Below are 23,956 nucleotides of genomic sequence, written 5' to 3' on the forward strand. Positions count from 1 at the left end.
CCCGCTTCGGGGTGTGCCTCATAACAGCGGAAAGTGCTGTATTATTGAATGTGTCTAATGTAAGTAAGCTAATTTGTCTAATTGGATACAGATGCAATTACGTCATTTAAGTTATTAGACATCTCCAGAAAAGAGGCAGTAGGCAGTAGGCAGTAGGGACGTTGCATGCAACGTCCCTACAGAGAAATAATTGATGATTTCTGTGTGAGAATTGATTTTATTTTTGATTTTTGGAGATGTCTATTAGTTAGCCTCCTATGGTCAGAGCTATGCTAACAGTACCGACTGCTGAGGTGCTTATTTAATGGGCGTTGCTGAATTGAAGTATGAATATGCGATTGTTTGGTTCTCGCCTTCGCCCCCGCGCATCCCCCATTCAACAAAAAGCGAAGCAACATCTGGCTTCCCATCGTTCAAAAGCGCAGCATCCTCTGGCTTTCCCCGTTCAACAAAAAGCGAAGCAACATCTGGCTTCCCCCTTTCCAAGGGGGACGGGAGGGGGATTCTAAGGGGGACGGGAGGGGGATTCCAAGAGGGACGGGAGGGGGATAAAACGGGGGACTTTTAGAGTTTTATTCCCCCCAATGCGTGGGGGGTTAGGGGAGCTTGCATCATACCCAGAATCAGCAACGCCATTTAATGTTTACTACAAATAATTGATATGGAGATAGCATATATGGCTAAATTTATCTGAAATATATATATAATCTTATGTTACAAATGATAATAAAATCAAATAGGAAAACTTCTGATTATTATCACATTACTTACTTTTTTCAAGTAGTAAAACTTGTAAAAACTGACTTGAATAAAAAACTCACTATTGATTTTTAATTATTTAGTTTTACTTATAATACCTTGCCAAAAGTAAGTGTGTTAAACTATAAAACTAGAAGGTAACTTCCCCAAAAGCACAAAAAATCCACGAATCGGTAAAAGTGAGAATCGGGGAGTTAATTTCTAGAAGAATTTAAAAAAATTAAGAGGTATTATGAGCCAAAAGGTTATACACCAGATGGAAAAATTTCAGCGTCAGGTGAATTCCCTCGTAGAATCTAATATAATCAAGCCAACAGATAGTATCTGGAAAATAGCCCTACTTTTTGGGGATAAGTGGCCTTATTGGAAAAAGCAACTTCAAGACTTTGATTTTTCTATGCAAGATCCAATAGGTGAAATTTTGGTTGTAGAGGTGTGGGAAGAAGATTAGTCTCATTTCCTAATCAAATAAGACTGATTAGGATGAATAATTCTTGAGTTTAAGCAAGAAAAATTGGTAGAATGTAGTCGATTAGCCAATATCTAGGCAATAAGGCTGAAAGTTTAGAATAATTAGGCGATCGCTCTACAAAATCAAACAAAAATCAAACAAAACTTTTTGCTTTCTAAGGCTGTAATCAGAAAACTAAATTGATACTAAAGCAATTTTAAAACCTAAAGAATGACAGTCCGAAAGTTCCCGGAAGATTTATCCCCTGCTTGAATAACTTATGCGGGTTTCAACCCGTGGTAAAAATCTACTATACTAGAAGTAAGTAAGTAAGAACAAGGTCTGTAGTCATGACCTCTGGCTAGTTGGCGTGAGATTCACTGCACAGAGGAGACGGGGAATTAATTTCCTACGACGGCTCAAAGCAAGCAGGCAGTTCATTAATTGATAATGGATAATGGACAATTGATAATTACCTCTGGTTAAAACCTTTACGGAATTGAATATCAGGAAATATTATTTCTTTTTTCCTCTTAAAAGGGGAGGCTTTAAACCAGAATTATTTAATTATTAATTATTCGGTAAAACAGCTAGAAGATTGCTCCCACATTTTGAGTAAAACCACTCGTGAAAGCTAAACAAAAAAAAGTAAGCTCACAGCTAGATTTCGATCTATGCCTAGGAGTGTAGAAGTTTGTTGACAGGCTTGAACCAAATATGGATTTATCCAGCTTTGCAGTGGGTTAACCACAGAATTCAGGGTGTTTTAACCCCTGGAGATGTCAATGATAACAAAATAACTGAATACAGGTTGATTAAGATTTATTAGAAACAAAATCTGCTAGTTGTTAAACTCAGAATGATTCATCTCAAGTTAAGTTCATTCCCGTAAACATAATTGCTCACTTTTGAGCGCAAACTATGTGGTTAGAGTGCAGGTTTAGTTCGTCAACAAAGCCTAGCAAACTCTGTAAATTCTTTGAGCTTAACCCTGAGAAGGTTGATTGAGTAAACATCTAAATACATTTGTTTTTTTCAGAATAGCAAAATAGCCAACATCAGAAAAGATGCATTGCATAAACTTACTACCTATCTAGCTAAAAACCAAAGTCAGATAGTAATTGAAGACCTTAATGTATCAGGTATGATGTCAAATCACAAACTAGCTAAGGCTGTTGCTGACATGGAATTTTATGAGTTTCGTAGAAAGCTAGAGTAAAAATGTCAATTGTACAGCTCTAAGTTAACCATTGTTGATAGATGGTTTCCTAGTTCTAAAACTTGCTCTAGGTGTGGAACTGAATCGCGAATCTCTGTTATTATCAGAGCGCGCAATCAAATTGCGAACACTGCTATTTTAGTTGCGATTGCTCCGCAACGCTAGTGCAAACGAGACTTGTTTGCGTAGCATAACCTAGGAAATGCAGCATTAAATTTAGCTATGGCGGGCAGTTTGCTCCGCAACGCTAGCGCGAACCGTCCGTGTCACCCAGAGGAGCTGGATAACGCCGACGTTGCCAGTGGAATAGGGAATGGAACAGAGAATCATAGATTTATATAGATTATCATAGGTTTCTAAGAACGGCAATTATAAATACTTAAATGAGCGTCAGGAATTACTTCTAACTTCTGACTTGCGCGTAGCGCTATATCTCTACCAATAACTCAAAACCCTTGTACATACTGAGATATTTCAAGACCGATGATATGCATTAAAGGCAATCTTTTAAAGCATCTGCAAGCTCCAGAGCAGTTTGATAGCGATCGCCAGGTAATGGTTGAGTAACTTTTTCAATCACCTCTCTTAGTTGTGGTGTAATAGTGGGAACGCTTTCAATATAAAACCGATAACCATCACCACGATTATCATAGAAGTGCATCGGACTTTGAGCAGTCAACAAAAAGATCGAGGTTGCACCCACCGCATATAGATCGGATTGAGTCAAAGGTTGCCCGCGGTCTTGTTCGGGAGCGCTGTAACCTTCTGCGCCGATCCGCGTACCCAAAGGCGTTCCAATCTCTTTGACTGCCCCAAAATCTAGAACTATTATCTGATTATCGCGACGACGCACTAGAAGATTAGCAGGTTTAATATCCCGGTGAATCAGTGGAGGATCTTGTGAGTGAATATATTCTAGAACCTCGCAAGTCTGAATCATCCACTCAATTGCCTGTTTTGGCAACACCGGTCCTTGTATAGAAATACGTTTTTCCAAATCCTGACCATGAATCATTTCCATAGCCAAATATTTCTTGTCTTCTTCCACAAAAAAGTCAAAAAACTTAGGAATTCCTGAATGATTTAATGATTTCAAAGCTCTAGCTTCTCGTTCAAATAATTCTTGAGCTTTGCGTATCTGAGCCATATCAGCATTCATTTCTTTTAAGACCACCAAAGCAGCAGCAGGTGAAGCACCTACTTGTAAACTATTGCGCTTCCGATCCCAAGCCAAATAAGTAGTACCCATGCCACCTTGACCCAATATCCGTAATACTTGATACTGACGAATACTGCGTTCAACTTTAACTGGTTTACCACAATAAATGCAAAATAAGTTTCCTGGTGGGTTATCACCAGCTCGGGAGCAACATTGTTGAGGAGCATTAGCAGCAGATGGAACCTGAATCTGAAACTTTAAAATCGGGCCGCCTCTGGCCAACTGAATCAGGAAACCATCAGAAATAATTCCCTGAGACATCAAAACTCCATTCACAAAGGTTCCATTTGTACCATGACTAACTAATCGCCAAATATTTCCAGATTGGGACTTTGGTATTTTGTGTAACTCCAGATGATATCGTGAGACTAAACTATCAGATAAAACAACCTGATTATCAACAGAGCGACCAATCTTAATTATTGATTCATTCTGAAAGTCCCAATTTTTTAAAGGAGTATTTTTTTGAGGATCTAAGAGGGTTAACCTAATCACAATCTCTGTTTGAACTTCAAATTTTTTGTATAGCGCTATGCGCTAGGGAATAGGGGATAAAGCAAAAGTTAAAAGTTAAAAGTTAAAAGTTACAGCAGTTATTGAGTTGATGAGGTACAAAGTTTTATTGCTCTAGGGAACAGGGAACAGGGAACAGGGAACAGGGAACAGGGAACAGGAAAGGAATAAATAGTCCAGGACTTACGCAAATTTACTTTTAAAGCACCATCTGTAGGGGCGCAATTCGGAGCTTTGCGTTAGCAAATGGCATTCGCCCTCACTATATTTAGTGTCCCGGCGTAAGTCCTGTAGTCTTATAACTGTACCCCACTATCCTTAAAAGTGCTGTAAAAGTAATCCCTGAAGCTCGTTTGAGCATTTATCAAAATAATATGGGTCGCGCAACCCCGCCTTTTAAGGCGTAATATTTTTGGAGCGGGGCTTAAATCCCCGACTTCCCCTCCCCTCCTGGGAGGGGTTAGGGGTGGGTTGGGAGGGGTTAGGGGTGGGTTAACTTCTGACTTCTGACTTCTGACTTCTGACTTCGTTAAAAATGTCGGCGTCTTTTGTTTCGACTGCTATACCAACTCACTTCAAAAATTTCACAAATAGTTGGTCATTTCAGTTGTCAGTACCTCTGCAATAAAGAGGCTTGACATAAGGAATATTATCTTTTTTTATGCCATTGCATAATTGCGAGATGATTTTATCAGAGAGGATCAACTATAATCCCCGTGTCTCCGTGTCTCCGTGTCTCCGTGTCTCCGTGTCTCCGTGTCCCCGTGTCTCCGTGTCCCCGTGTCGGCCTCAATCATCTCAGTATTCAGCAACGCCTTTTTGTGGCTTCACTAAAGCACGGATAACAATTGCTGTAATGTTATCGTGACCATTATGCTGATTTGCCAAATTAATTAACTGGTTTACACCAAATTCTAAATTAGCTTGTTTGTCTAAAAGAGGTTCCAGGAGATTTTTCCAATTATTTTCCAGAAAATCATTATCTGTTAAACCATCAGATGCTATGATTATTAGACTATCCTCATCAAGCTCGAAAAATTGTACATCTGGTCTGACAAAATTTTCATCTCGCGGTCCTAAAGCTTGAGTTAATTGATAAGCATCTGGGCGACCATAAGCTATTTCTGGTTCAACCCCACGATTAATTTCTCTCTGTCCTACTTCATGGTCTAGAGTGATCTGCTCTAACCCTCCCTGACGAGAGAGACGATACAAACGACTATCACCCACATGAGCTACAGCTACTTTTGTATCGTAAACCATTGCCATTACTAAAGTAGTACCCATCCGACTACTACCAGAACGGACTTCTTGTTGATTAATCTCGTAGATTACCTGATTTGCCTGTATAATTGCCTCACGAATTGTTTCCTCGGAGGGCAAACCTACTGACCAACTACTTTCAACTTTAAAGTATTGTTTAATAGTATCTACTGCTACTTGACTAGCTATCTCTCCGCTAGCGTGTCCTCCCATACCATCGCAGAGCACATAAAGTCCTTTAGCTTGAATAATTTTTTCGGTGGGTGTTTCTTGGTTTTCTATCTGAGTTTGAATTCCAAAAGAATCTTCATTATGGTCTCTTTGACTGCCTACATCACTTTTTCCGGAACTTTCCAAATTTACCAACTGTATTGGTAAAAGTTCAGTGTCTTGAGTTTCTATATTTTCTACTATCTGTGGGAAAGTATCATCAGTTTGCAAAACTGTAGGTGCTGATATAGGAGGTGGTTGGGGTTGTAAGTTATCTTCAGTAGTCATGAGATACGATCGCAATTGTTCAATAGTTTGTATTTTATCATCCCGCCAATCTTGCATTAAAGCTGTTACCCAACCAAACTCGGTCCGTTGAGACTGCTCAAATAACGATTGCCAGAATTTCATTAAATCTTGGAGATTTTGAGTTTCACCAGGTTTTGAGTACAGATGTTGTAACTTGATATAATTATTTTCTGTTTGACTTACCCGGATATTTTCTGATTCCATTATACTTTGGCAACAATGCCATGGTGCTAGAGCTACCCAAAGTTCGGTCATTTGCTGCAACCAGGATAAAATTTGGAATTGGGAAAGGTGTTCGCTTCCCCAAAGGTCTACTAATAATGGCAAACTACTGTAGTCTGCTACAAGTAATATTTCTTCGTTTTGCGACCGCCAACTATCCTGAACAGTGGGAAAGTGTTGAGGTAGTTGGGAATATAATGCTACATAAGGTTCAGCAATGGTGGGAAAAATCAATGCTTCTATCTCCGTTGTTTCTCTCTGTTGGTTTGAGGTAGGGAATTGACTTTCTTGATTTTCGTAACCCGATAATTCATTCTCTTGAGAAGTAGAAGTGGGCGGTCTAAAATTACCGGAGTTACTTCGCAACCAAGCTTTGAGGGGTGTTTGTTCTAGTGGGTTACAGTCTAGTACTTGCACTACTACCATTTCACTTTGGTTTTTTGGTGGTATAGTTTCCAATAGTTGGTAGCGCTGTTGGGAATCTAAATATTTTTCTGATGCAGTGGAGGAATTTTCTAGATCGTCATTTGGATTTGAGGATAATTTATTCTCTGTGTTTGCTGCTTCAGACATTGGACTGAGAATGTCTGCGGTAATTGATTCAGAATTATCTAACTCTTCTAATTTTTGGCATGAATCTTCAGCTTCAGTTATTGTTTCTGGTAAAGTATCTTCTGATTCTACTTCGGCAGCAGGTTGTAGATCGACTTCTATTTTTGGCTCCAAAAGTTCGGAGGATTCTAAAATCTCTTCGGCTTCTTCTATAAGAACATCTGCTGCTGAATCCGCCGAATCTTTGGCCAGGGGACTTGCTCCAGTTATTACTTCTTCTTGCCCCATTTCCTTGAGATTAATTTCAGGTGAGTCGGGGAGGAGAGCTTCTGCTTGAGTAATTATAATTGCCTTCCAGACTTGAGCTATATTAGCACCACAGTTGTGACATTGTTGAACGCTCAAGTACACTTGTGTTCCACATTGATGACAATTTTTGTAGGTTAGGGATGTACCACATTTTTCACAGAATTTATTCTGGTTCGGGTTTTCAAACTCACATTCGGGACAGATGAGCATAATAGAGAATAATTAATAATGAATAATTAATAATGAATAATTAATAATGAATAATTAATAATGAATAATTACCTTTCCTTGAAAAAAGAGGATTGACTAAGAATGAAAATTTTTCTTTATTATCCCCTTAAAAGGGCTATTCATTACCCACATCTTTCTTAACATAAAACTTGACAAAATAGACGAGTTATGTGCGTCTCTTGGAGAGGCTTTTTTTTCAGAAAAGTGTATTGAAAAATACATTTTTTGATAACAGTAGACAAAATTATTACCTCCCACACCCCCCACACTCCCCACAAGGGTTTCAAGAGTTATGGGTAAAGCATAGTTAAAAGGGGAGGGTTTAAACTACAATTTTTCGGTAACTTGATTTACTATTTATCTCAACGTTGGTTGAAGACCCGCGCTCTCCCGTAGGGGAGCTAGGGCATGTTTGCGCAGCATTCCGCAGGAAAAACCAATCAATCTTGCGGTTCTTACAATAGTATGCTATGCTCAACAAAATAAGGCTGCTGGACTAGCAGTGTCAGTCTGTGGAGCGACCGTAAGACCGAAAAGAGGTTCGGCCTCGGAGGCAGGTGCTATGTTAGCGCAGCTCCTCTGTCAAGAGGAAGCAGAAAGCCCCTATCAGTGATGTTAGGGAATCCCGCGCTGTCACGCAAGTGCAGCTTCGGGAGGATGTCAATAACATAGTCTAGTTATATAGATTATGCTAAAACCTGACAAACAGAGTAGGAGACTGACACAGCTAAAACTGTGCATATAAATTTTTGTTTCTAGGTGTGTTGATCTCCCTATTTCCCATCTCCCCACATTCCCCTCCCTGGAGGGGTTAGGGGTGGGTATCCCTATTTCCCCATCTAATGTATGTCAGTCAACAGAGCCTTACAAATCAATGCTTTTGACTTTTGACTTTTGACTTTTGACTTACCCTGACTTTTGACTTCCGCGTAGCGGCACTAGAAGGGAATAGAGATAGTGGTATCTTCTAAGATTGTCTGAGCTGCGATCGCTTCTATTGTTTTTAATGGTACTTCACAGAAGTATTTTTGCCGAAATTGTTCTTCTGATATTGCTGCTAGGAATTTTCCGATTATTTGGGATTGAGTTTCTGATTTTTGGTTTTTGATTTGATTTTGAGTTATGTAAAATGCTTGGTCTTTATACTTGACATTAAAACATAAATATTGTAATGTTTGCAAACCTAATTTGAGAGTAGTATCACCAATACCTAATTTTTTTAGGAGTTGATAACGGGTGACAGGTTTAGCTGTACGACTGAGATATTTTGCAATACCCAAAAGTTGTTGCCAGATATCTGTGGGAGGGACAATAGGAGGTTGTGAGTAGGCGATCGCTAATTTCTTTTGTTGATTCATTGCTCGCCGAAACCAGATTCGTAAATCGTTCCAGCTAGTGGGACATTCTTTGAGAAGAATAAAATCTTTTTGGCTATTTATTCTTATTTCTTCTAGATTACCGATTCTCTGACTATTACGCCAGTCCCAAATCCAATCTACAAGATTTGATGTTTTTAACTGGGTATTTTGGAGTGATGGTTGTACGGTAATAAGTCTGACTTCATAACGTTTTTTATAAGCATTGAAGTCTAGCTCTACCACTGCATCACATCTTTCTTCGGGAATTTCATCTTTATAATGACCCCACCAAACACCAGGGAACCCTTTCTCCCCAGACTCATCCCAAATTTCAAAATCTGTTTTGATATATTGAACTTTTTTTCCGTTTAAATCTTTTTGATTTCTATGCCAAACATCACTAAACCAACAATTTTGGACTAAAAGTTTAGGAACAGGGTTGCCCATTCCACAGGGTTCTAAAAGTTTAAGTTCTTGAAATAAATCTCTACCCAACTCAGAGACGGTAACAATTAAATCTACATCTATTGTTGAAGTCTGGTTAAGAGTCGCTCCTAATGTTTGTCCTAATAATTGATTAATAGCATCTGTAAATATGGGGATATTTTCTACTGGTAGGCTTAGACCAGCAGCAAAAGGATGGCCTCCAAACCGATGCAACAAATGTTCTTGATGTTTAACTAACTGGTATAGGTCTATTTGGCCAACTGAACGAGCGGAACCACGAGCTAATAATGGTTCCTCAGAGCTTTTGACCGCCTCAGTTTCCTCTGTCAACAAGATAGTGGGACGGTTGTATTCTTGAGCTATTTGACCTGCTACTAATCCTAACACACCTACAGGCCATTGAGGGTCTGTGAGAACTATGACGTTAGTGGTAGAAAGGTCTAGTTTGGTCAATTTTTGGGTAACGTCTCGAACTACTTCTTTTTGTAGGGATTTGCGCCTAGAGTTGGCCAGTTCGGTTTCTATGGCTAGTTGTTGACAATGTTGGGGGTCACGACTGGTGAGTAATTCTACACAAAAGCTGGCATCTCCGATGATTCTACTGACAGCGTTAATTCGAGGTCCAATACCAAAGGAAATATCTGTGGGGCGATCGCCTGTTTTTTTACATAATTCTAATAGTTTGGCGACTCCTGGTCTGGTGGTTTTTTGGAGTTGTGTACTTAATTTTTCAATTCCTATTTGTGCTAAATACCGACTTTCTTCTGTTAGTTGAACTAGGTCGGCAATTAAACCAATAGCTACTAAGTCTAATAATTCTGTTAAGGGTAGTTTAGGTATTTCTGGATGAGTTAAATAAAGTGCTTCTATTAATTTATAAGCTACTCCAACTCCGGAGAGATTATATAGGGGATGAGAGGGGGATAAATAACGAGGATTAATAATAGCTAATAAGGGCGGACGTTGAGGGGGAAGAGTGTGGTGGTCGGTGACGATTATATCTATTCCCTGGTTATTTGCATATTCTATTTCGGCAAGATTTGTACTACCTGTATCGCAGGTTATTATTAAACTATAATTTTCTTTTGCTAACTGTTCAATTCCAGGAAAGTTTAAACCATGAGATTCTGTAAACCTGTTAGGAATGTAATAAGTTAATTGATTATTTTTCTGAAAAAATTCTCCTAATCCGTCCCAAAGTACAGATGTTGAGGTAATGCCATCAGCGTCAAAGTCTCCCCAGATAGCAATTTTTTCTTGATTGTTTTTAGCATCAATAATTCTTTCTACAGCTTTGTTGATTTCGATGCCAAATTCAAAGGGGTTAGTTGGTGGATATTGTTTTGGGTCTAAAAAACCTGCTAATTTTTGAGTCTCTTTAATTCCACGCTGCCATAATAATTGTGGCAGATATTTTACAGATAATTTTGGCGCATAATTTTTGACAAGTTCAACAAATGAATTAGGCGGATTATCGGAGGCATAAATTTGCCAATAATTTCTGCTTTCAGGCATATTTAATAAATTTAATTTATCGTCACTATCCTGCCGTTGTGTGTCAGGTCTTAGGTATTAGGTGTTAGGTATTAGGTATTAGGTCTTAGGATTAGGTTGTAGGTGTTAGGTGTTAGGTTGTAGGTGTTAGGTTTTATATAGAATCCGGTTATAAAGTATATGTTTATAATTCTATCCACACTTCAATATTCAATATTAAATCAGACCATCTCCCCATATCCCCACCTCTGCCAACTATATAATAACTATTCAACCGGATTTGATATTAGGTTTTAGGTAATAGGTGATAGGTGATAGGTGATAGGTGTTAGGTGTTAGGTTGTAGGTGTTAGGTTTTATATAGAATCCGGTTATAAAGTATATGTTTATAATTCTATCCACACTTCAATATTCAATATTAAATTAGACCACCTCCCCATCTCCCCACCTATGCCAACTATATAATAACTATTCAACCGGATTTGATATTAGGTTTTAGGTAATAGGTGTTAGGTTGTAGGTGTTAGGTATTAGGTGTTAGGTGTTAGGTTTTATATAGAATCCGGTTATAAAGTATATGTTTATAATTCTATCCACACTTCAATATTCAATATTAAATTAGACCACCTCCCCATCTCCCCACCTATGCCAACTATATAATAACTATTCAACCGGATTTGATATTAGGTTTTAGGTAATAGGTGTTAGGTTGTAGGTGTTAGGTGTTAGGTTGTAGGTGTTAGGTTTTATATAGAATCCGGTTATAAAGTATATGTTTATAATTCTATCCACACTTCAATATTCAATATTAAATTAGACCACCTCCCCATCTCCCCACCTATGCCAACTATATAATAACTATTCAACCGGATTTGATATTAGGTTTTAGGTAATAGGTGTTAGGTTGTAGGTGTTAGGTGTTAGGTTGTAGGTGTTAGGTTTTATATAGAATCCGGTTATAAAGTATATGTTTATAATTCTATCCACACTTCAATATTCAATATTAAATTAGACCACCTCCCCATCTCCCCACCTATGCCAACTATATAATAACTATTCAACCGGATTTGATATTAGGTTTTAGGTAATAGGTGTTAGGTTGTAGGTGTTAGGTGTTAGGTGTTAGGTTTTATATAGAATCCGGTTATAAAGTATATGTTTATAATTCTATCCACACTTCAATATTCAATATTAAATCAGACCATCTCCCCATATCCCCACCTCTGCCAACTATATAATAACTATTCAATCGGATTTGATATTAGGTTTTAGGTAATAGGTAATAGGTGATAGGTGATAGGTGTTAGGTTGTAGGTGTTAGGTTTTATATAGAATGATGAAAAAAATTCATCTAAATACTTGTATGAAATAGCCCCAGGGTCATTTCATTCTAGATTTTGACAATTAATTTATTGCTTTTCAGACAGCGAAAGATAAATTCCCTAAATCTTGAAATAAGGTGGTTTAGTAAATACATAAAATGGCACAGCTTAGAATGAAAAAGCTCTGGAAATAGCCCTGATATTTGCTACAGATATTGGTGGATGGGAAGATTACATAATTCTTGTATTTAATATAAAATTGCTCTTTTACTATCTTGTTCAACTTTAATCTTTTGTGAAGTAACTTTAGGGTGATTTTTCGTATTTCATATTAGTGTCGTGTCAAGGTTAAAATAGCGTAATAGGAAAATGGGAAAATCTAAGCTATATTATATTGTTTTTGTCCAAAATCTTAATACAACATTTAAAGCTTGACGCGCTATTAGTACTGACGAAATTGGGTAAAAAATTCCACTATTTTCACCTACCACCTAAAACCTAAAACCTACCACCTTCTTCAAGTTTGTTGAGGTTAATGAAAAGATGGGGCATTCAAGAATTAATAATTGATAATGAATAATTGATAATCACCTCTCCCTAAAAGGAAGAGGATTGACTAAAAGGAAAATTTTTTCTTGCTTCTCCTTTAAAGCAGAGGCTTAAAACCTTAATTATTCGGTAAGCTTTTTTCACCAAAAACCTACCACCTACCACCTACCACCTACCACCAAAAACCTACTTCAGTCAAATAATTCTTCATCGATAAATTGTTCTTTGACAAAAGGAACTTTAATAGTAAATATTGAGCCTTTATTAACTTCACTCACTACACCAATATCCCCACCCATCATTTTACAAAAGTGACGACTAATAGCTAAACCCAAACCAGTACCTCCATATTTCCGTGTAGTTGAATTATCAGCTTGAGTAAATGGTTGAAATAAAACATTCATTTGATTTTCTGATATACCTATACCAGTATCAGCAACACTTAAAATCAACATTTTCTTAGGGGTCAATTGCTCATTTTGAATATTACAATCCTCATCATCATCATTATTAATAATTTTAACTTTTAAACTAATATTGCCATTTTCTGTAAACTTAGCTGCGTTGCTCAGAAGATTTAAAATCACTTGGCGCATTTTATTAGGGTCAGCAACTATTAATTCCTGATTATCGTCGCAGATAATTTCTAATGTATTACTATTTTGCTCAATTAATGGTTGAATAGTAGCTACAACATTTTCAATTAATGCCATTATCTTGAAACTTTCCAAGTGAATATCCATTTTACCTGCTTCAATTTTTGAAAGGTCGAGAATATCATTTATGATTGTCAATAAATGTCTTCCCGCAGTATGAATATTATCAAGGTCGTGAACAAAGTCTTCATAACCTAAATCCCGAGCATCTTCTAATAAAATTTCACTATAGCCAATAATCGCGTTTAATGGTGTTCGTAATTCATGGCTCATATTTGCTAGAAATATACTTTTTGCTCGGTTTGCTGCTTGTGCTTCATCTTTTTCTTGTTTTAAACGTTTATTTTCTTTGAGTTGTCTAACATTTTCTAATGTTTTTTGATCGTAATTTCTAAATCTTCAAAATCTATAGGTTTAGTCAAAAAATCAAAAGCACCTCTATTCATTGCCGACCTAATTTTTTCCATATCGTCATAAGCTGAAATAATTACTGCTTTAATTTCAGGATATTTCTCTTGAAGATTATCTAATAAAGTCAATCCATCCATTAAAGGCATATTAATATCAGTTAAGACGATATCTATACTTAATTCTTGTGACAATATTTCTAATGCTTCTACACCATCTCTAGCAAAAATAAACTCTAGTTCTTTTTGTTTGATTTTTTTTCTAAAGTTACGGATGATCAGCGATTCAAAATCAGGCTCATCATCTACAACAAGTATTTTTGATGACATAATATTTTAACTAATAAGCCGATTACTTAAAATTTATAAATTATTTATAGTAAATAATCATAAATATTATAAAGCTTCTTATGCAGGTGAGGTGAGGTCTGTTATACATCGAATTATGCTTCTTGTATTGACTTAGGGTGAACGACAAAGGAGTAAACTTTAACTATTACTCTCTTTTCGAGTCCTTTTTCCTAAAGTCCCAAATTTTTACCCGATTTCTCATTCAATTGATAAAAGCTGTAATAAGTTACGATCGGCATGACTTAGGTATCACTTCCAAGCAAACTTTTTGATTTTGAGATAAAAATCAAGCCTTTTTTCTCTCTTAAATCTTAAAGTTTTCCAGAAGTATTGCTTTCTTTTTTCCTTATTTTATATCAAATTCTACATTAGGGCTATACTGGGAGTGTCTTACTAAATCTAGTGGGAATTATTATATTTTACTCATAAAAAATTCCTATAGTGACTGGAGCAATTTTTAAGCTCATCCTAAATCCGGTTGATAGAGTATCTTTATTATGTAGATTATATAGATGGGGAGATGGGGTTTAGGGGAGATGAGGAGAAGTTTGAACCTTAGCATCCCATAAAATGTATTTAATAACCGGATTTGGTATCATCTCTATGGACTTGTACCTAGAATTTAATTTAATAATTTTCAGCTAAATTGATATTTCTGGAATACTATCTATACTTAATATTAAGTCAGCAGAAACAAATGTAGACTGAATATCTACTTTTTTGTCCTGAACTTCTAAAAAATTCTGACAGCGAGTAGCAAATTGACAAGAATGACAATGTTCAATCTTCTGAACTTGAGGAAATTCTTCTCCCTTTTCTTGATAATTATTTAACCAATTAGTTAACCGATATAATATTTGCTTTAAATCTCGTTCAGTTTTTTTGTGTGCCTGTTGATTATAAGAAAATTTTAGTTTTGCAGGTAACTTTTGACCTTTTGGTTCGATAAACCAATAGGTCATCGAAACTGCATCGGGCAAATATTTGCTAGTTTCAACTAGAGTGTAAAGATATAAGCGTGTTTGCCAATTTTGAGCTAACTTTGTCTGATTTTGAGGAAAGCTATAAGTTTTCCAATCAAAAATTTCTGCTTGTTGAATATCAGCAATCAATAAATCATAAATAACCGTCAATATATAATCATTAAAATTAATACTAAGACTATGTTCAGCTTGACGTAAAATTATATTATCTTGAGTTTCAGGATTTAATATTTCTGGTGCTGCTTGAAAAAAAATTTCAAAACAGTACTGCATTTCTTTATTTTCTAACATTAAAGATTCTATTGGTAATCCTAGTTCTCTTTGCTGCATTAATAAGTGAAACTGACTACCCCAATTTAGCCTTTCTTGTTGTGCTGGTGTTGTTGGTACGCTCAGATTATCAAGATAGAGATGTTGGAATTTACGGGGGCAAGTTGTAAGTAGATTCAAGTGTTGTTGAGAGAGTCTATATTTTGCCATTAGCTATCATGTCCGGTTGAATAGTTATAGGGAGGAGTCAGGAGTCAGGAGTTAGGAATTAGGAAGGAAGAAGAGGAAGTTTTCAGATATAAGGAGGAGAAAGTTTTTTTGTCGTTAATTATCTGGAGATGATATTAACTAGCTATCAGCTTGTAGGGGCGAATGGCCATTCGCCCCTACTGGGTTAAAATCCCCTGCAACCCCAAGCGCAGGATTGTTTAGGAGGAGTTGAAATCCCCTGATAAACTTTAGAAAAATGATCTTGCTGACTGCTTAGGTGCTGACCGCTTTTTTAATTATTATCTCAACGTTGGTTGAAGACCCGCGCTCTCCCGAAGGGGAGCGTCGGGATGTTTGCGCAGCATTCCGCAGGAAAAACTAATCAATTTTGCGGTTTTGGCAATAGCGTATTATACTTAAAGTCTGGCTGCTGGGCTAGCAGTGTCAGTCTGTGGAGCGCGCCTTTAGACCGAAAAGAGGCTCGACCTTGGAGGCTGGTCCATTGGAGCGCGCAGCTCCTCTGTCAAGAGGCAGCAGAAAGACCTAATAGCGCGATGGTTAGGAATCCTGCCCTGTCACGCAAGTGCAGCGTCGGGAGGATGTCAATATATTTACTTCTCCCTCACTCCCCTACTCTCCCACTCCCCTACTCCCCTGCTCAAGATATGGGTTGAAAAGTTGGTTGTGCGTCAAGAAAGTGTGGTTCCCCCACCCCTAGCCCCTTCCCCGACCGTGGAGGGGAATGTGGGGAGGGTGGGGAGAGCTCAGAAAGTAGGAGGAATAATTCTACCTGTATCTTTTCCTAACTTTTTGGTCCAAGAAGCTTAAATCCCACATTCCGCACTTCTTAACATTTAATTGATAAATAAATTTTATACTTCTGCTAATATCCTTAGCCAGCAATTGTTTCAGCCATTCAAGCTCAAAATCCAGAATGTAAATTTTTGTTACTAAAATTCTGATAAAACAAGGAATATTGGCGATCGCAACTCCTGTAAGTACATTTTATCGTTCAAGAAATTTTGGGAATGTAAACAGATATAAAGATATATTGAGAACTGCGGAATGTGGATTAAATATTTGCACCCCCTTCGCGACCAAAATGCGTTCAACCTTTATATATCAGTGCTTTTAGATTAGATTCGCCAGCCATACTTACTTACTTATCCCACACTTTACTGATGCACAACCGAAAAGTTTTTGAGAAATGGAATAAGTCCCACTAGCTTCTTTGTTAATCAGGAAAAAAATCCATATACCAGTTATGAGTATTATTTATAGTTGGTATCATTTTGACTTATTTAAACTTGTCCATGTCTTGGATAAGTAGGGCTTGCTGATTAAATCTAAAAGCATTGACATATAACGATTTCAACCTTTTTGAGGTCGAATTGTAGTGCCTGGTTTTCAGATCTTCACGCTCAAAAAGGAGCGTATTTTAGGTAAGAGTTGGGCAGAACAATCTTGGGACAAAACTTAGCTCCTACCTCCTCGCTCATTCCCATTTCTCCCCTCCACGGTCGGGGTTAGGGGTGGGTTGTCTCCTGTCTCCTGTCTCCTGTCTCCTACCCTCACCCACAAGACTTTTTCAGCAAACCCTAAGTAGTTACAAATACTCAAATAATTAAAAATTATCAAAAATTCAATTAAACATTAGTTATTTAAAATAAAATTAGCAAAATTAGTTCAACATCCCTTTTTTGGGTGTAATTTAGGGCGAAAAAAGATGCGCTAGCACAGCTAAACGTAGTTATTTCCTACCCTCTAGAAAAAGCTGAAAACATTGATAGATAAACAATACAGACTTAATTGCTTAAAAGTAAAATTTAGTGTACTTTGGAGTTAAGAATTTGGCTCTGCCTAGAAGCTTTCAAAAATGAATAGACCGCAATGTGATTTCTGTTTTGCCGATCTACTTCCATTCAATGCAAAGGTAAAGAATTTAGAATTTAGAATGCGCGAATTTAGAATTACCTCTTCTTGAAAAGATGAGGATTGACTAATCATGAAAATCTTTTCTCTCTTGCTCGATTGGATATGGCGAGGAGACCTGGCCATCCCACCCTACGGGAAGCTGCGCTACGACCGCTTGTTTCTCCTTTAAAGGAGAGGCTTTAAACTTTAATTATTCGGTAAAGATCGAATGCTGGAATATCCCAAGATTTTTTCCCACCCTCATCCCTTCCAGGCGTTGCTGAAGTAAGGGATGAATCTTTGGAGAAAAAGTACCCATCTTTAATACTTCCTCTTTTTCTCAAACAAGAATTCCAATGGGCAAATATGTAAGGCCCTGCCAACTCCTCAAACTCCCCACAATCCCCACACTCCCCACACCCCCACACTAATTCCAATGGGCAAATAGACAACGTCCCCTCCTCTCTTCCATCTTTCCTTCTTCCGTCTTCCTTCTTCCTTACCTTCGCGCTGACAATTCTATATCTGCTAGTTATTTCTTTTTGTTTCTGCTTTATTATTATTTCTACCGAATTTAGCATCTTGAAAAGAATTACCAAGACCCTGAAAAATACCTCTCCCAATTAAACCAATACCACGCCCAACTACTTGAGTAAGTAAATAAACAATTCCACTACCAATAAAAGAAACAGTTGCACGAACACCAGGAGCTATGGCATCACGAGTTTCTAGAAGTAATGTTACTGTAAGTGGAATACCTGAAAGTTTTGCTAATTCGTGTCTGCGGGGAGAATAAATCGCCATTTTTTTAATGCCACTTTCATTCAAAACAAACAAAGAAAAATTACTCTCAAAAATTGCTTTTGGTTCCCCTACATATTGTTCTATACGATATCTCCAAGATAAACTATTACGGAATTTTTCAATATCTCGTGTTGATAATAACTGCCGACTATAAAAATCTTCTTTAATTTCTTCAACATCAGCAAAATTATTTAACAAAGGGTACATCACAGCATTAGCAATTGAAATTAAGAAATTTTGCAATAACGCTTCAGAAAGTTGCATAGCTTCAGGAGTACCTACAGCACAAGATTTATTATCCACTACTAAAGAAACTTGAAATAATAAATGCCCTATTAATTCTTCAACTAAAGGAATCTTATTCAGAATAAATTTATGCACATTCTCTACATCATTTAACAATACTGGCATCACTTCTAATTTGATTTTTTCTGCAAAAGAGTTGAGAGTCATTGTGCTACTACTGATTTCTACTTGATAGTATTTACTAAAAAAAACTTGGGTAGTAACTTCCCACAATTTACTAACAATCTCATTTCTTTTTTGCGGTATTTCTTCCAGCAAAATAGGAGTAATACGCAGTTCATCAAGAATATCTTCAAATTTACATAAAGCTATATATATTAATTCTTGTTTCTTAGCACCCCGCAAGATATCTATTTCCATTGGCAATTTACTAAGATTAATTAAATTAGAATTTAATTTAGCTATTGTCACTTCAAATAATGCTGTTTGTACATTTATTTCTTCAGTAGGAGTCTGAGAAATAACTTCTGAATTTTTTGTTGGTACAATTTGCTCATTAATATTCACTGCATTGGAATTTTTATTGGCCTGTAAACCTGTAATCTCTTGCAATTGAGAGTCAAAAAAACCATCTCTAATTAAATGTTTTTGTGGCTGTTTTTGCAGATTAAAAGAACGAGGTAATAATTGATTAACGACCCACCTAGCAGTTAGTAATTCTCGACGTTGCCCAGAATTAATCGCTACATTAAGTACAGAAGTTAAATTATTTCTATCTAAATTTTTACACTTTCATCTAGTTGAGAAGTGATTTCTGCAAGAGACAAATCTATCTGTTTTAGTCCAGAATTACAAACATTGTAACGAAGAATTTTGAAAAAGTTTGCTGCTTGAACTTTTAGATTTGAAATTGTTACTTTGCCATAATTTTCTGGCACATCTTCTCTAATAGAACTATTAGAACTATTTACCCAATAAGACTGACCATTTACAACTTGTCGAATAATAGTTACTAACTCAGAAATACTTATTCCTTTAGAGCAGTATCCACTAACACCTAACTCTTGCATGAATGCTAATAATGCGGTGTTTTTTAGGGATGTCAATAATAAAATTGGTAATTGAGGATATGAAGTTTTTAGCTCTTCACAAAAGTCGATTCCAGAGATTTTAATATCCTGTGTAGTTTGATCGGACAAATTCTGGATTTCTATATCTAAAATTATCAAAAAACTTTTTTTCTTGTGTTATCAAATTTTTAATAATTTTTTGCTTCTTCTCCTACCTCTGCCTCACCTACTATTTCAATGTCTGAAAACTGCTCGCAGGCAAATTTTAACCCCACCCGAAAGATAGGATCGTTATCAATAAGCAGCAATTTTAATGCTGATTCTCCATTCATAAAATTGATTTGGAATTGAGATATTTAAGGGCACTAGTGACATACTCCCACACTAACCTTGCGGTATAGTGTAAGCTCTCTCGTTTCGCAGTCCCGGTACCCCGTCGGACAAGCGCGATGCTTTAAGGACGGAATGCCCTACCGCCCTATTTTTTATATTTATCGCTGCATTTCCTAGGTCATGCTGCGCAAACAAGTCGCGGTCTATTACAACACCGCAATGCGGACAAGAATGAGTTCGTATGTTTAATTCTTTATCGACTTTTTCACCACAGTTTGAGCAGTCTTGGCTAGTATTTTTGGGGTTCACTGCTATAGTCTTCTGTCCAGCATTTCCGGCTTTGACAGTCAAAATAGTTAGGAATTGTCCCCATCCAGCATCGTTAATTGATTTACTCAAACGAGTCTTTGCTAGCCCTTTAATGTTTAAGTTTTCATGGGCAATAACTCCAGCTTTTAATAACAATTCATTGGCTGTTTTAAAGTGGAAATCTTTACGTTTATCGGCAACCTTTTTATGTTGTTTAGCTACAGCTTTAACAGCTTTTAACCATCTTTTACTACCTTTCTTTTTACGAGATAAGCGTTTCTGTAGAGTCTTTAATCGCTGCTGAGATTTTCGGTAGTATTGAGGTATGGGGACTGATTCTCCTTCACTTGTTACTAAGAATTCCTTCAGTCCCATATCAATTCCCAGAGTATTTTTTAATGTCGGTTCAACTTGAGTTGTTAAAGCTGGGACTGATTTGTCTTCTAGGGATAAAGTTACATAATAACCATCAGCTTTACGACTAATTGTCGCTGTTTTAATTTGAAAACCATCAGGTAAATGTCGATGTTGAATAAACTTGATATTGCCTATTTTTGGCAAGTTTATCTTGTTTTCTTCTATGCAGTCTTGCTTGATTTGAGGATAAGTAAAACTACGATAACGTCCTTTTCCTTTAAACCTTGGTTTTCCTAATTTCTGTCCACTTTTATCTGCTTTAAACCATCTATCAAAGGCAAGTTTTACCCGTTTTATGCAATCTTGTAACACCTGAGAATGAATCAGCTTGTACTCAGGAAACTTGTCTTTGGTATTGACCAAATCTTTTTTTTGAGAGTAATAATTTGGATTATCTCTTAGTTGAGGAATTGGCATCACCAAGGGGCAGGCGTTAACTGGACAACGATTTTCTGACCACCACGAGAACCGCTCCCCTAACCTATAGTTGTACTGCCGACGCAACAATTCCAACCACAATTCTATTATGGCTAACTGTTCTTTATTTGGCCTTAATTTATATTGGTAGGCAGTGCCCATGGTGGAAAATTTCCGGGGTTATAGCAACATAATAATACAAGTTTTTCAACTAGGGGGAAAGCTTCTGTTGGGATGGCATGCAAATTGAATCGGCATCGAACCCATTCAATTGGCCGCAGATTCATCTGGTCGCCAAATCACAGATTATGGCGTGAGGCTCAAGGGCGATATAGCTAACTCATAAATATTGATTGGCTCATCATTCTTGAAGTAAATATGCGTCCGAACTTGAGGCAGGAGCTGGAGCTGGTGCTGGTGCTGGTGAATAAGCCCTCTGTGGAGCTGGCGAATAATATTGGGGGCTAGGTGCTGGCGAATAATATTGTGGACTTGGTGCTGGTGAATAATATCTTGGACTTGGTGCTGGTGAATAAGACCTCTGTGGAGCAGGTGAATAATATTGTGGACTTGGTGCTGGCGAATAATATTGCGGGCTAGGTGCTGGTGAATAATATCTTGGACTTGGTGCTGGTGCCGGTTGGTACTGTCGCTGTCTGCGAGCTTCTTCCGCTTGTTGTGCTGCCCATATAGCATCTCGTTCAGATGCCCATTTAGAGATAGCACCTTGAGCTTCATAATATAGAGCGCGACCATAGCCAATTTGATAAGCTGTATTAATCGCAGCAGTAAGACGGCCTTGATCCGCTAGACCATAGGCTTGATTGAGAATTGGCCTATCTTGGGCAATTTGTAGCTCTGTACTCCACTTATAAATTTCATCCTGAGCTTCTTCGTACAAAGCACGACCACTTTCTATTTCATACGCCACATCAATAGCTTGTCCAAGCTTTCCTTCTTTTGCTAAAACTCTAGCTTCTGCTAATAACGGTGAATCTTCAATAATTTGTACTCGCTTATTCCACTCAGCTATTAGGGTCTGAGCTTCTATTCTCAAGGGACGCTCCAAAGCAACATAACTAGCTTGTTTAATTGCTGAATTAAAGCTATCCACAGTTTCCTGCTTCGCTAGCTGTTTCGCTAAGAGGACATAAGGTTTGTCCTCTATCTTCAGAATGTCTTTGCGCCATTTAGCAATTAAAGTTTGAGCCTGGATGCGCTTTGGTTGTTCGAGGCCAACCATTTTAGCTTGGTCTATAGCTAACTTTAATGTTGCAGGTTGACCAACACTGGCGATCGCTTTTGCGAAGTGAATATGAGCTAAGTTGTCTAACTGTTTTTGTAGCTCTTGAATTTGAGTTTGAGCTTGTTGATAATAGGGGCTATTAGAAGTAATTTGAGCTGCTGCGGCTTTTCCTTCTGCTAGGGCTACCATATTACCAACTTCAGAGCCTTCCATAGATTGATTCCATGTTGCTGCTTTAGCATGGCCTAGTAAAATTAAATCTTTGCCCTCTTTTTTCATTTTGTAGTCAGAAGGAATATATTCAATGGCCGCGATCGCTCCTTTGAGGTCTTTTTCTTCTATACGTTCAGTTGCTATTTCGATTAAACTACGACTCCACTTTTGAATATCTTTCTCAGCTCTGTCTCGAATGTAGAGTTTTGGGTCTATTTTTCTAGCTAGAGCGATCGCTTCTCCATACTCATTTGCTGTTTCCCGATAAATTAGATAGCGAGCATCTTTTAAGATTTGCCAACCTTTTTTTTCTAAGGCCATGCGCTCTAATATTTCTCTAAACTTAATACTTTGCCAGTGAATATTATCTAGTTTTGACATTGCTAGGGAATAAGAGGAGGCTTTTTTCCAGTCCATAGCTTTCATGGCTTTTTCAGCTTGGTCATAAAGAGATTGACCTTCTGCCCATTGTTTTTTCCAACTTGCCACTGCCTCTTCTACCCTAGAATAAGCTGGACTGCTTTCTGGAATTTTCGCTACTGTATCTAGAGCTGCTTGTAAGTCACCCTCTCTAATTCTTTGATTAGCAACGGCGATAATTAATTTTGTCCATTCTCCCGTCATTTGTTGACCTAGTTGATAGAGAGGATGTTCTTCTGGCCAACTTTCTACTAAAGCCAGAGCTGTTTCCAACTGTTCTAGGTTCCGTGACTCAGCAGCTTTGTGGGCACAATATAATCGTTCTCCATCTGCTGATAATGGAGAAATTTGTTGGCAGTTTGGTTGGGGTGGGTTAACCAGTAACCATAGAAGTGCTGCACCACCTGTTATCCCAAAACCTGCTGCAACACTCCACCAAATTAGTTGCCATACCCAATAACTTTTTGGTTTTCTATTTGGTTTTGCAGTTGTTGATATTTGGGAATCTTTTTCTGGTTTAACTTCTGAAGTATTGTTTAGTTCTTTATCTAAAGTTTGTGAGGTAGAAGTAATAGTATCTGTTAATTCTTTTTTGACTAGGGAAGTACTACCATAGCCATTTTCTCCATTTTTAGAAGAGCTATGGGAGACCACCAATTTTTGTTGTTGTGAAATTTTTTTGATGACATAGTTAATTTTACTGCGCTAATTGTACTAACTGTTAAGCAGGTGATTTTTTTTCAACTAATACTGTATTTAGCTTTTTTCATTACCTAGGATGTTTTTCATCCCTCTGAAGAAAAGTTTTAAATTTAGGCTTGAGCTTGACTTATAAATATTAAAAATTAAAGGTTTGTTAGCTCAAACTAACATATAACATAGTAAATTTTATTGGTAAGCATTCAGCCGTCAGCTATTAGCTATCACCCATTAATTTTGGGTCCGTGTAAAAGCAACCTTTAAAATTGAGAAATAATAAAAAGTTACTGCCATGGGTCCCCGGACTAAAACTGAGAAGTAATTATTCATTACTAATTGTTGTTTGCGTAGCATCCCGTAGGGAAGCATCTCCGTTGGAAAGGAATAGCTGACTGCTAATAGATGTTTGCGCAGCATTCCGCAGTAAATGCTTACTTTATTGTATATATATCTTATTACCATTTTGAAAAAGAATGTTACGAATAATAAGCATGATTAAAAGACTTTAAAGCAGATCTCCTTTTGATAAAAAAGAGAATTACCTAGGTCAAAAATGGTATTGAA

At 37.2% G+C, this 23,956-nt stretch carries 15 protein-coding genes; 3 read left to right on the top strand and 12 right to left on the bottom strand.

All coding sequences use genetic code 11. The features are described 5' to 3' along the window. Nucleotides 1-991 precede the first annotated feature (991 nt). Nucleotides 992-1,210, top strand: a complete 219-nt coding sequence (locus SAGCYANO_RS41020) for a DUF4327 family protein (protein WP_124144506.1) — start codon at nt 992-994, stop codon at nt 1,208-1,210. Nucleotides 1,211-2,282: 1,072 nt separating this feature from the next. After that, nucleotides 2,283-2,429 (top strand): transposase, encoded by a 147-nt coding sequence (locus tag SAGCYANO_RS46875; RefSeq protein WP_237397186.1) that lies wholly within the window; start codon nt 2,283-2,285, stop codon nt 2,427-2,429. 493 nt (nt 2,430-2,922) lie between these two features. Here the strand turns inward: SAGCYANO_RS46875 and SAGCYANO_RS41030 are convergent, their stop codons facing one another. Further along, nucleotides 2,923-4,143: an FHA domain-containing serine/threonine-protein kinase gene (locus SAGCYANO_RS41030; protein ID WP_202225269.1), complete on the bottom strand. Its 1,221-nt coding sequence runs from the start codon at nt 4,141-4,143 to the stop codon at nt 2,923-2,925. Between the two features lie 816 nt (nt 4,144-4,959). Next, nucleotides 4,960-7,236: a serine/threonine phosphatase gene (locus SAGCYANO_RS41035; RefSeq protein WP_202225270.1), complete on the bottom strand. Its 2,277-nt coding sequence runs from the start codon at nt 7,234-7,236 to the stop codon at nt 4,960-4,962. 433 nt (nt 7,237-7,669) lie between these two features. On the opposite strand from SAGCYANO_RS41035, the gene SAGCYANO_RS41040 reads away from it, so the two are divergent. Next, on the top strand, nt 7,670-7,870 hold the full coding sequence (locus tag SAGCYANO_RS41040) for a hypothetical protein (RefSeq protein WP_202225271.1): 201 nt from the start codon (nt 7,670-7,672) through the stop codon (nt 7,868-7,870). 325 nt (nt 7,871-8,195) lie between these two features. On the opposite strand, the gene recJ is transcribed toward SAGCYANO_RS41040, so the two are convergent. The 10 genes from recJ to SAGCYANO_RS41085 form a co-directional block, all read right to left on the bottom strand. Further along, nucleotides 8,196-10,577 (bottom strand): single-stranded-DNA-specific exonuclease RecJ, encoded by a 2,382-nt coding sequence (gene recJ / locus SAGCYANO_RS41045; protein ID WP_202225272.1) that lies wholly within the window; start codon nt 10,575-10,577, stop codon nt 8,196-8,198. Nucleotides 10,578-12,618: 2,041 nt separating this feature from the next. Then, the gene (locus SAGCYANO_RS46880; RefSeq protein ID WP_375340095.1) at nt 12,619-13,371 is read right to left on the bottom strand and encodes a sensor histidine kinase; all 753 of its coding nucleotides are present in this window, start codon (nt 13,369-13,371) and stop codon (nt 12,619-12,621) included. Between the two features lie 80 nt (nt 13,372-13,451). Next, entirely contained in the window at nt 13,452-13,820 is a 369-nt protein-coding gene (locus SAGCYANO_RS46885) for a response regulator (protein WP_237397188.1), read from the bottom strand. A gap of 662 nt (nt 13,821-14,482) precedes the next feature. Next, nucleotides 14,483-15,304, bottom strand: coding sequence for a PD-(D/E)XK nuclease family protein (locus tag SAGCYANO_RS41055; RefSeq protein ID WP_202225273.1), 822 nt, complete (start codon nt 15,302-15,304; stop codon nt 14,483-14,485). Between the two features lie 2,114 nt (nt 15,305-17,418). Beyond that, nucleotides 17,419-17,799 (bottom strand): hypothetical protein, encoded by a 381-nt coding sequence (locus SAGCYANO_RS41060; protein ID WP_202225274.1) that lies wholly within the window; start codon nt 17,797-17,799, stop codon nt 17,419-17,421. Continuing rightward, nucleotides 17,747-18,880: a DUF3685 domain-containing protein gene (locus SAGCYANO_RS41065; protein ID WP_202225275.1), complete on the bottom strand. Its 1,134-nt coding sequence runs from the start codon at nt 18,878-18,880 to the stop codon at nt 17,747-17,749. The genes SAGCYANO_RS41060 and SAGCYANO_RS41065 overlap by 53 nt, the downstream gene beginning before the upstream one ends. 164 nt (nt 18,881-19,044) lie before the next feature. Next, nucleotides 19,045-19,497, bottom strand: a complete 453-nt coding sequence (locus tag SAGCYANO_RS41070; protein WP_202225276.1) for a response regulator — start codon at nt 19,495-19,497, stop codon at nt 19,045-19,047. A 29-nt stretch (nt 19,498-19,526) separates the two neighbouring features. Further along, nucleotides 19,527-19,670 carry a response regulator transcription factor gene (locus tag SAGCYANO_RS41075; RefSeq protein ID WP_202225277.1) on the bottom strand — a complete coding sequence of 48 codons (144 nt, stop codon included), beginning with the start codon at nt 19,668-19,670 and terminating at the stop codon, nt 19,527-19,529. Nucleotides 19,671-19,722: 52 nt separating this feature from the next. Next, complete coding sequence (locus SAGCYANO_RS41080) at nt 19,723-20,976, bottom strand: RNA-guided endonuclease TnpB family protein (RefSeq protein ID WP_202225278.1); 1,254 nt, start codon at nt 20,974-20,976, stop codon at nt 19,723-19,725. A 199-nt stretch (nt 20,977-21,175) separates the two neighbouring features. Continuing rightward, a complete protein-coding gene (locus tag SAGCYANO_RS41085) occupies nt 21,176-23,347 on the bottom strand; it encodes a hypothetical protein (RefSeq protein WP_202225282.1) in 2,172 nt (723 codons plus the stop codon). Nucleotides 23,348-23,956: the final 609 nt, after the last annotated feature.

The sequence above is a fragment of the Okeania sp. KiyG1 genome, assembly GCF_014132355.1.
GTDB lineage: Bacteria > Cyanobacteriota > Cyanobacteriia > Cyanobacteriales > Microcoleaceae > Okeania.

Bases quoted from the DNA above. Each gene is read 5' to 3' on its own strand.
- SAGCYANO_RS41075 (WP_202225277.1), bottom strand. From the start codon at position 19,670: ATGAATGGAGAATCAGCATTAAAATTGCTGCTTATTGATAACGATCCT.
- SAGCYANO_RS41020 (WP_124144506.1), top strand. From the start codon at position 992: ATGAGCCAAAAGGTTATACACCAGATGGAAAAATTTCAGCGTCAGGTG.
- SAGCYANO_RS41035 (WP_202225270.1), bottom strand. From the start codon at position 7,236: ATGCTCATCTGTCCCGAATGTGAGTTTGAAAACCCGAACCAGAATAAA.
- recJ (WP_202225272.1), bottom strand. From the start codon at position 10,577: ATGCCTGAAAGCAGAAATTATTGGCAAATTTATGCCTCCGATAATCCG.
- SAGCYANO_RS41080 (WP_202225278.1), bottom strand. From the start codon at position 20,976: ATGGGCACTGCCTACCAATATAAATTAAGGCCAAATAAAGAACAGTTA.
- SAGCYANO_RS46885 (WP_237397188.1), bottom strand. From the start codon at position 13,820: ATGTCATCAAAAATACTTGTTGTAGATGATGAGCCTGATTTTGAATCG.
- SAGCYANO_RS41060 (WP_202225274.1), bottom strand. From the start codon at position 17,799: ATGCTAAATTCGGTAGAAATAATAATAAAGCAGAAACAAAAAGAAATA.
- SAGCYANO_RS41055 (WP_202225273.1), bottom strand. From the start codon at position 15,304: ATGGCAAAATATAGACTCTCTCAACAACACTTGAATCTACTTACAACT.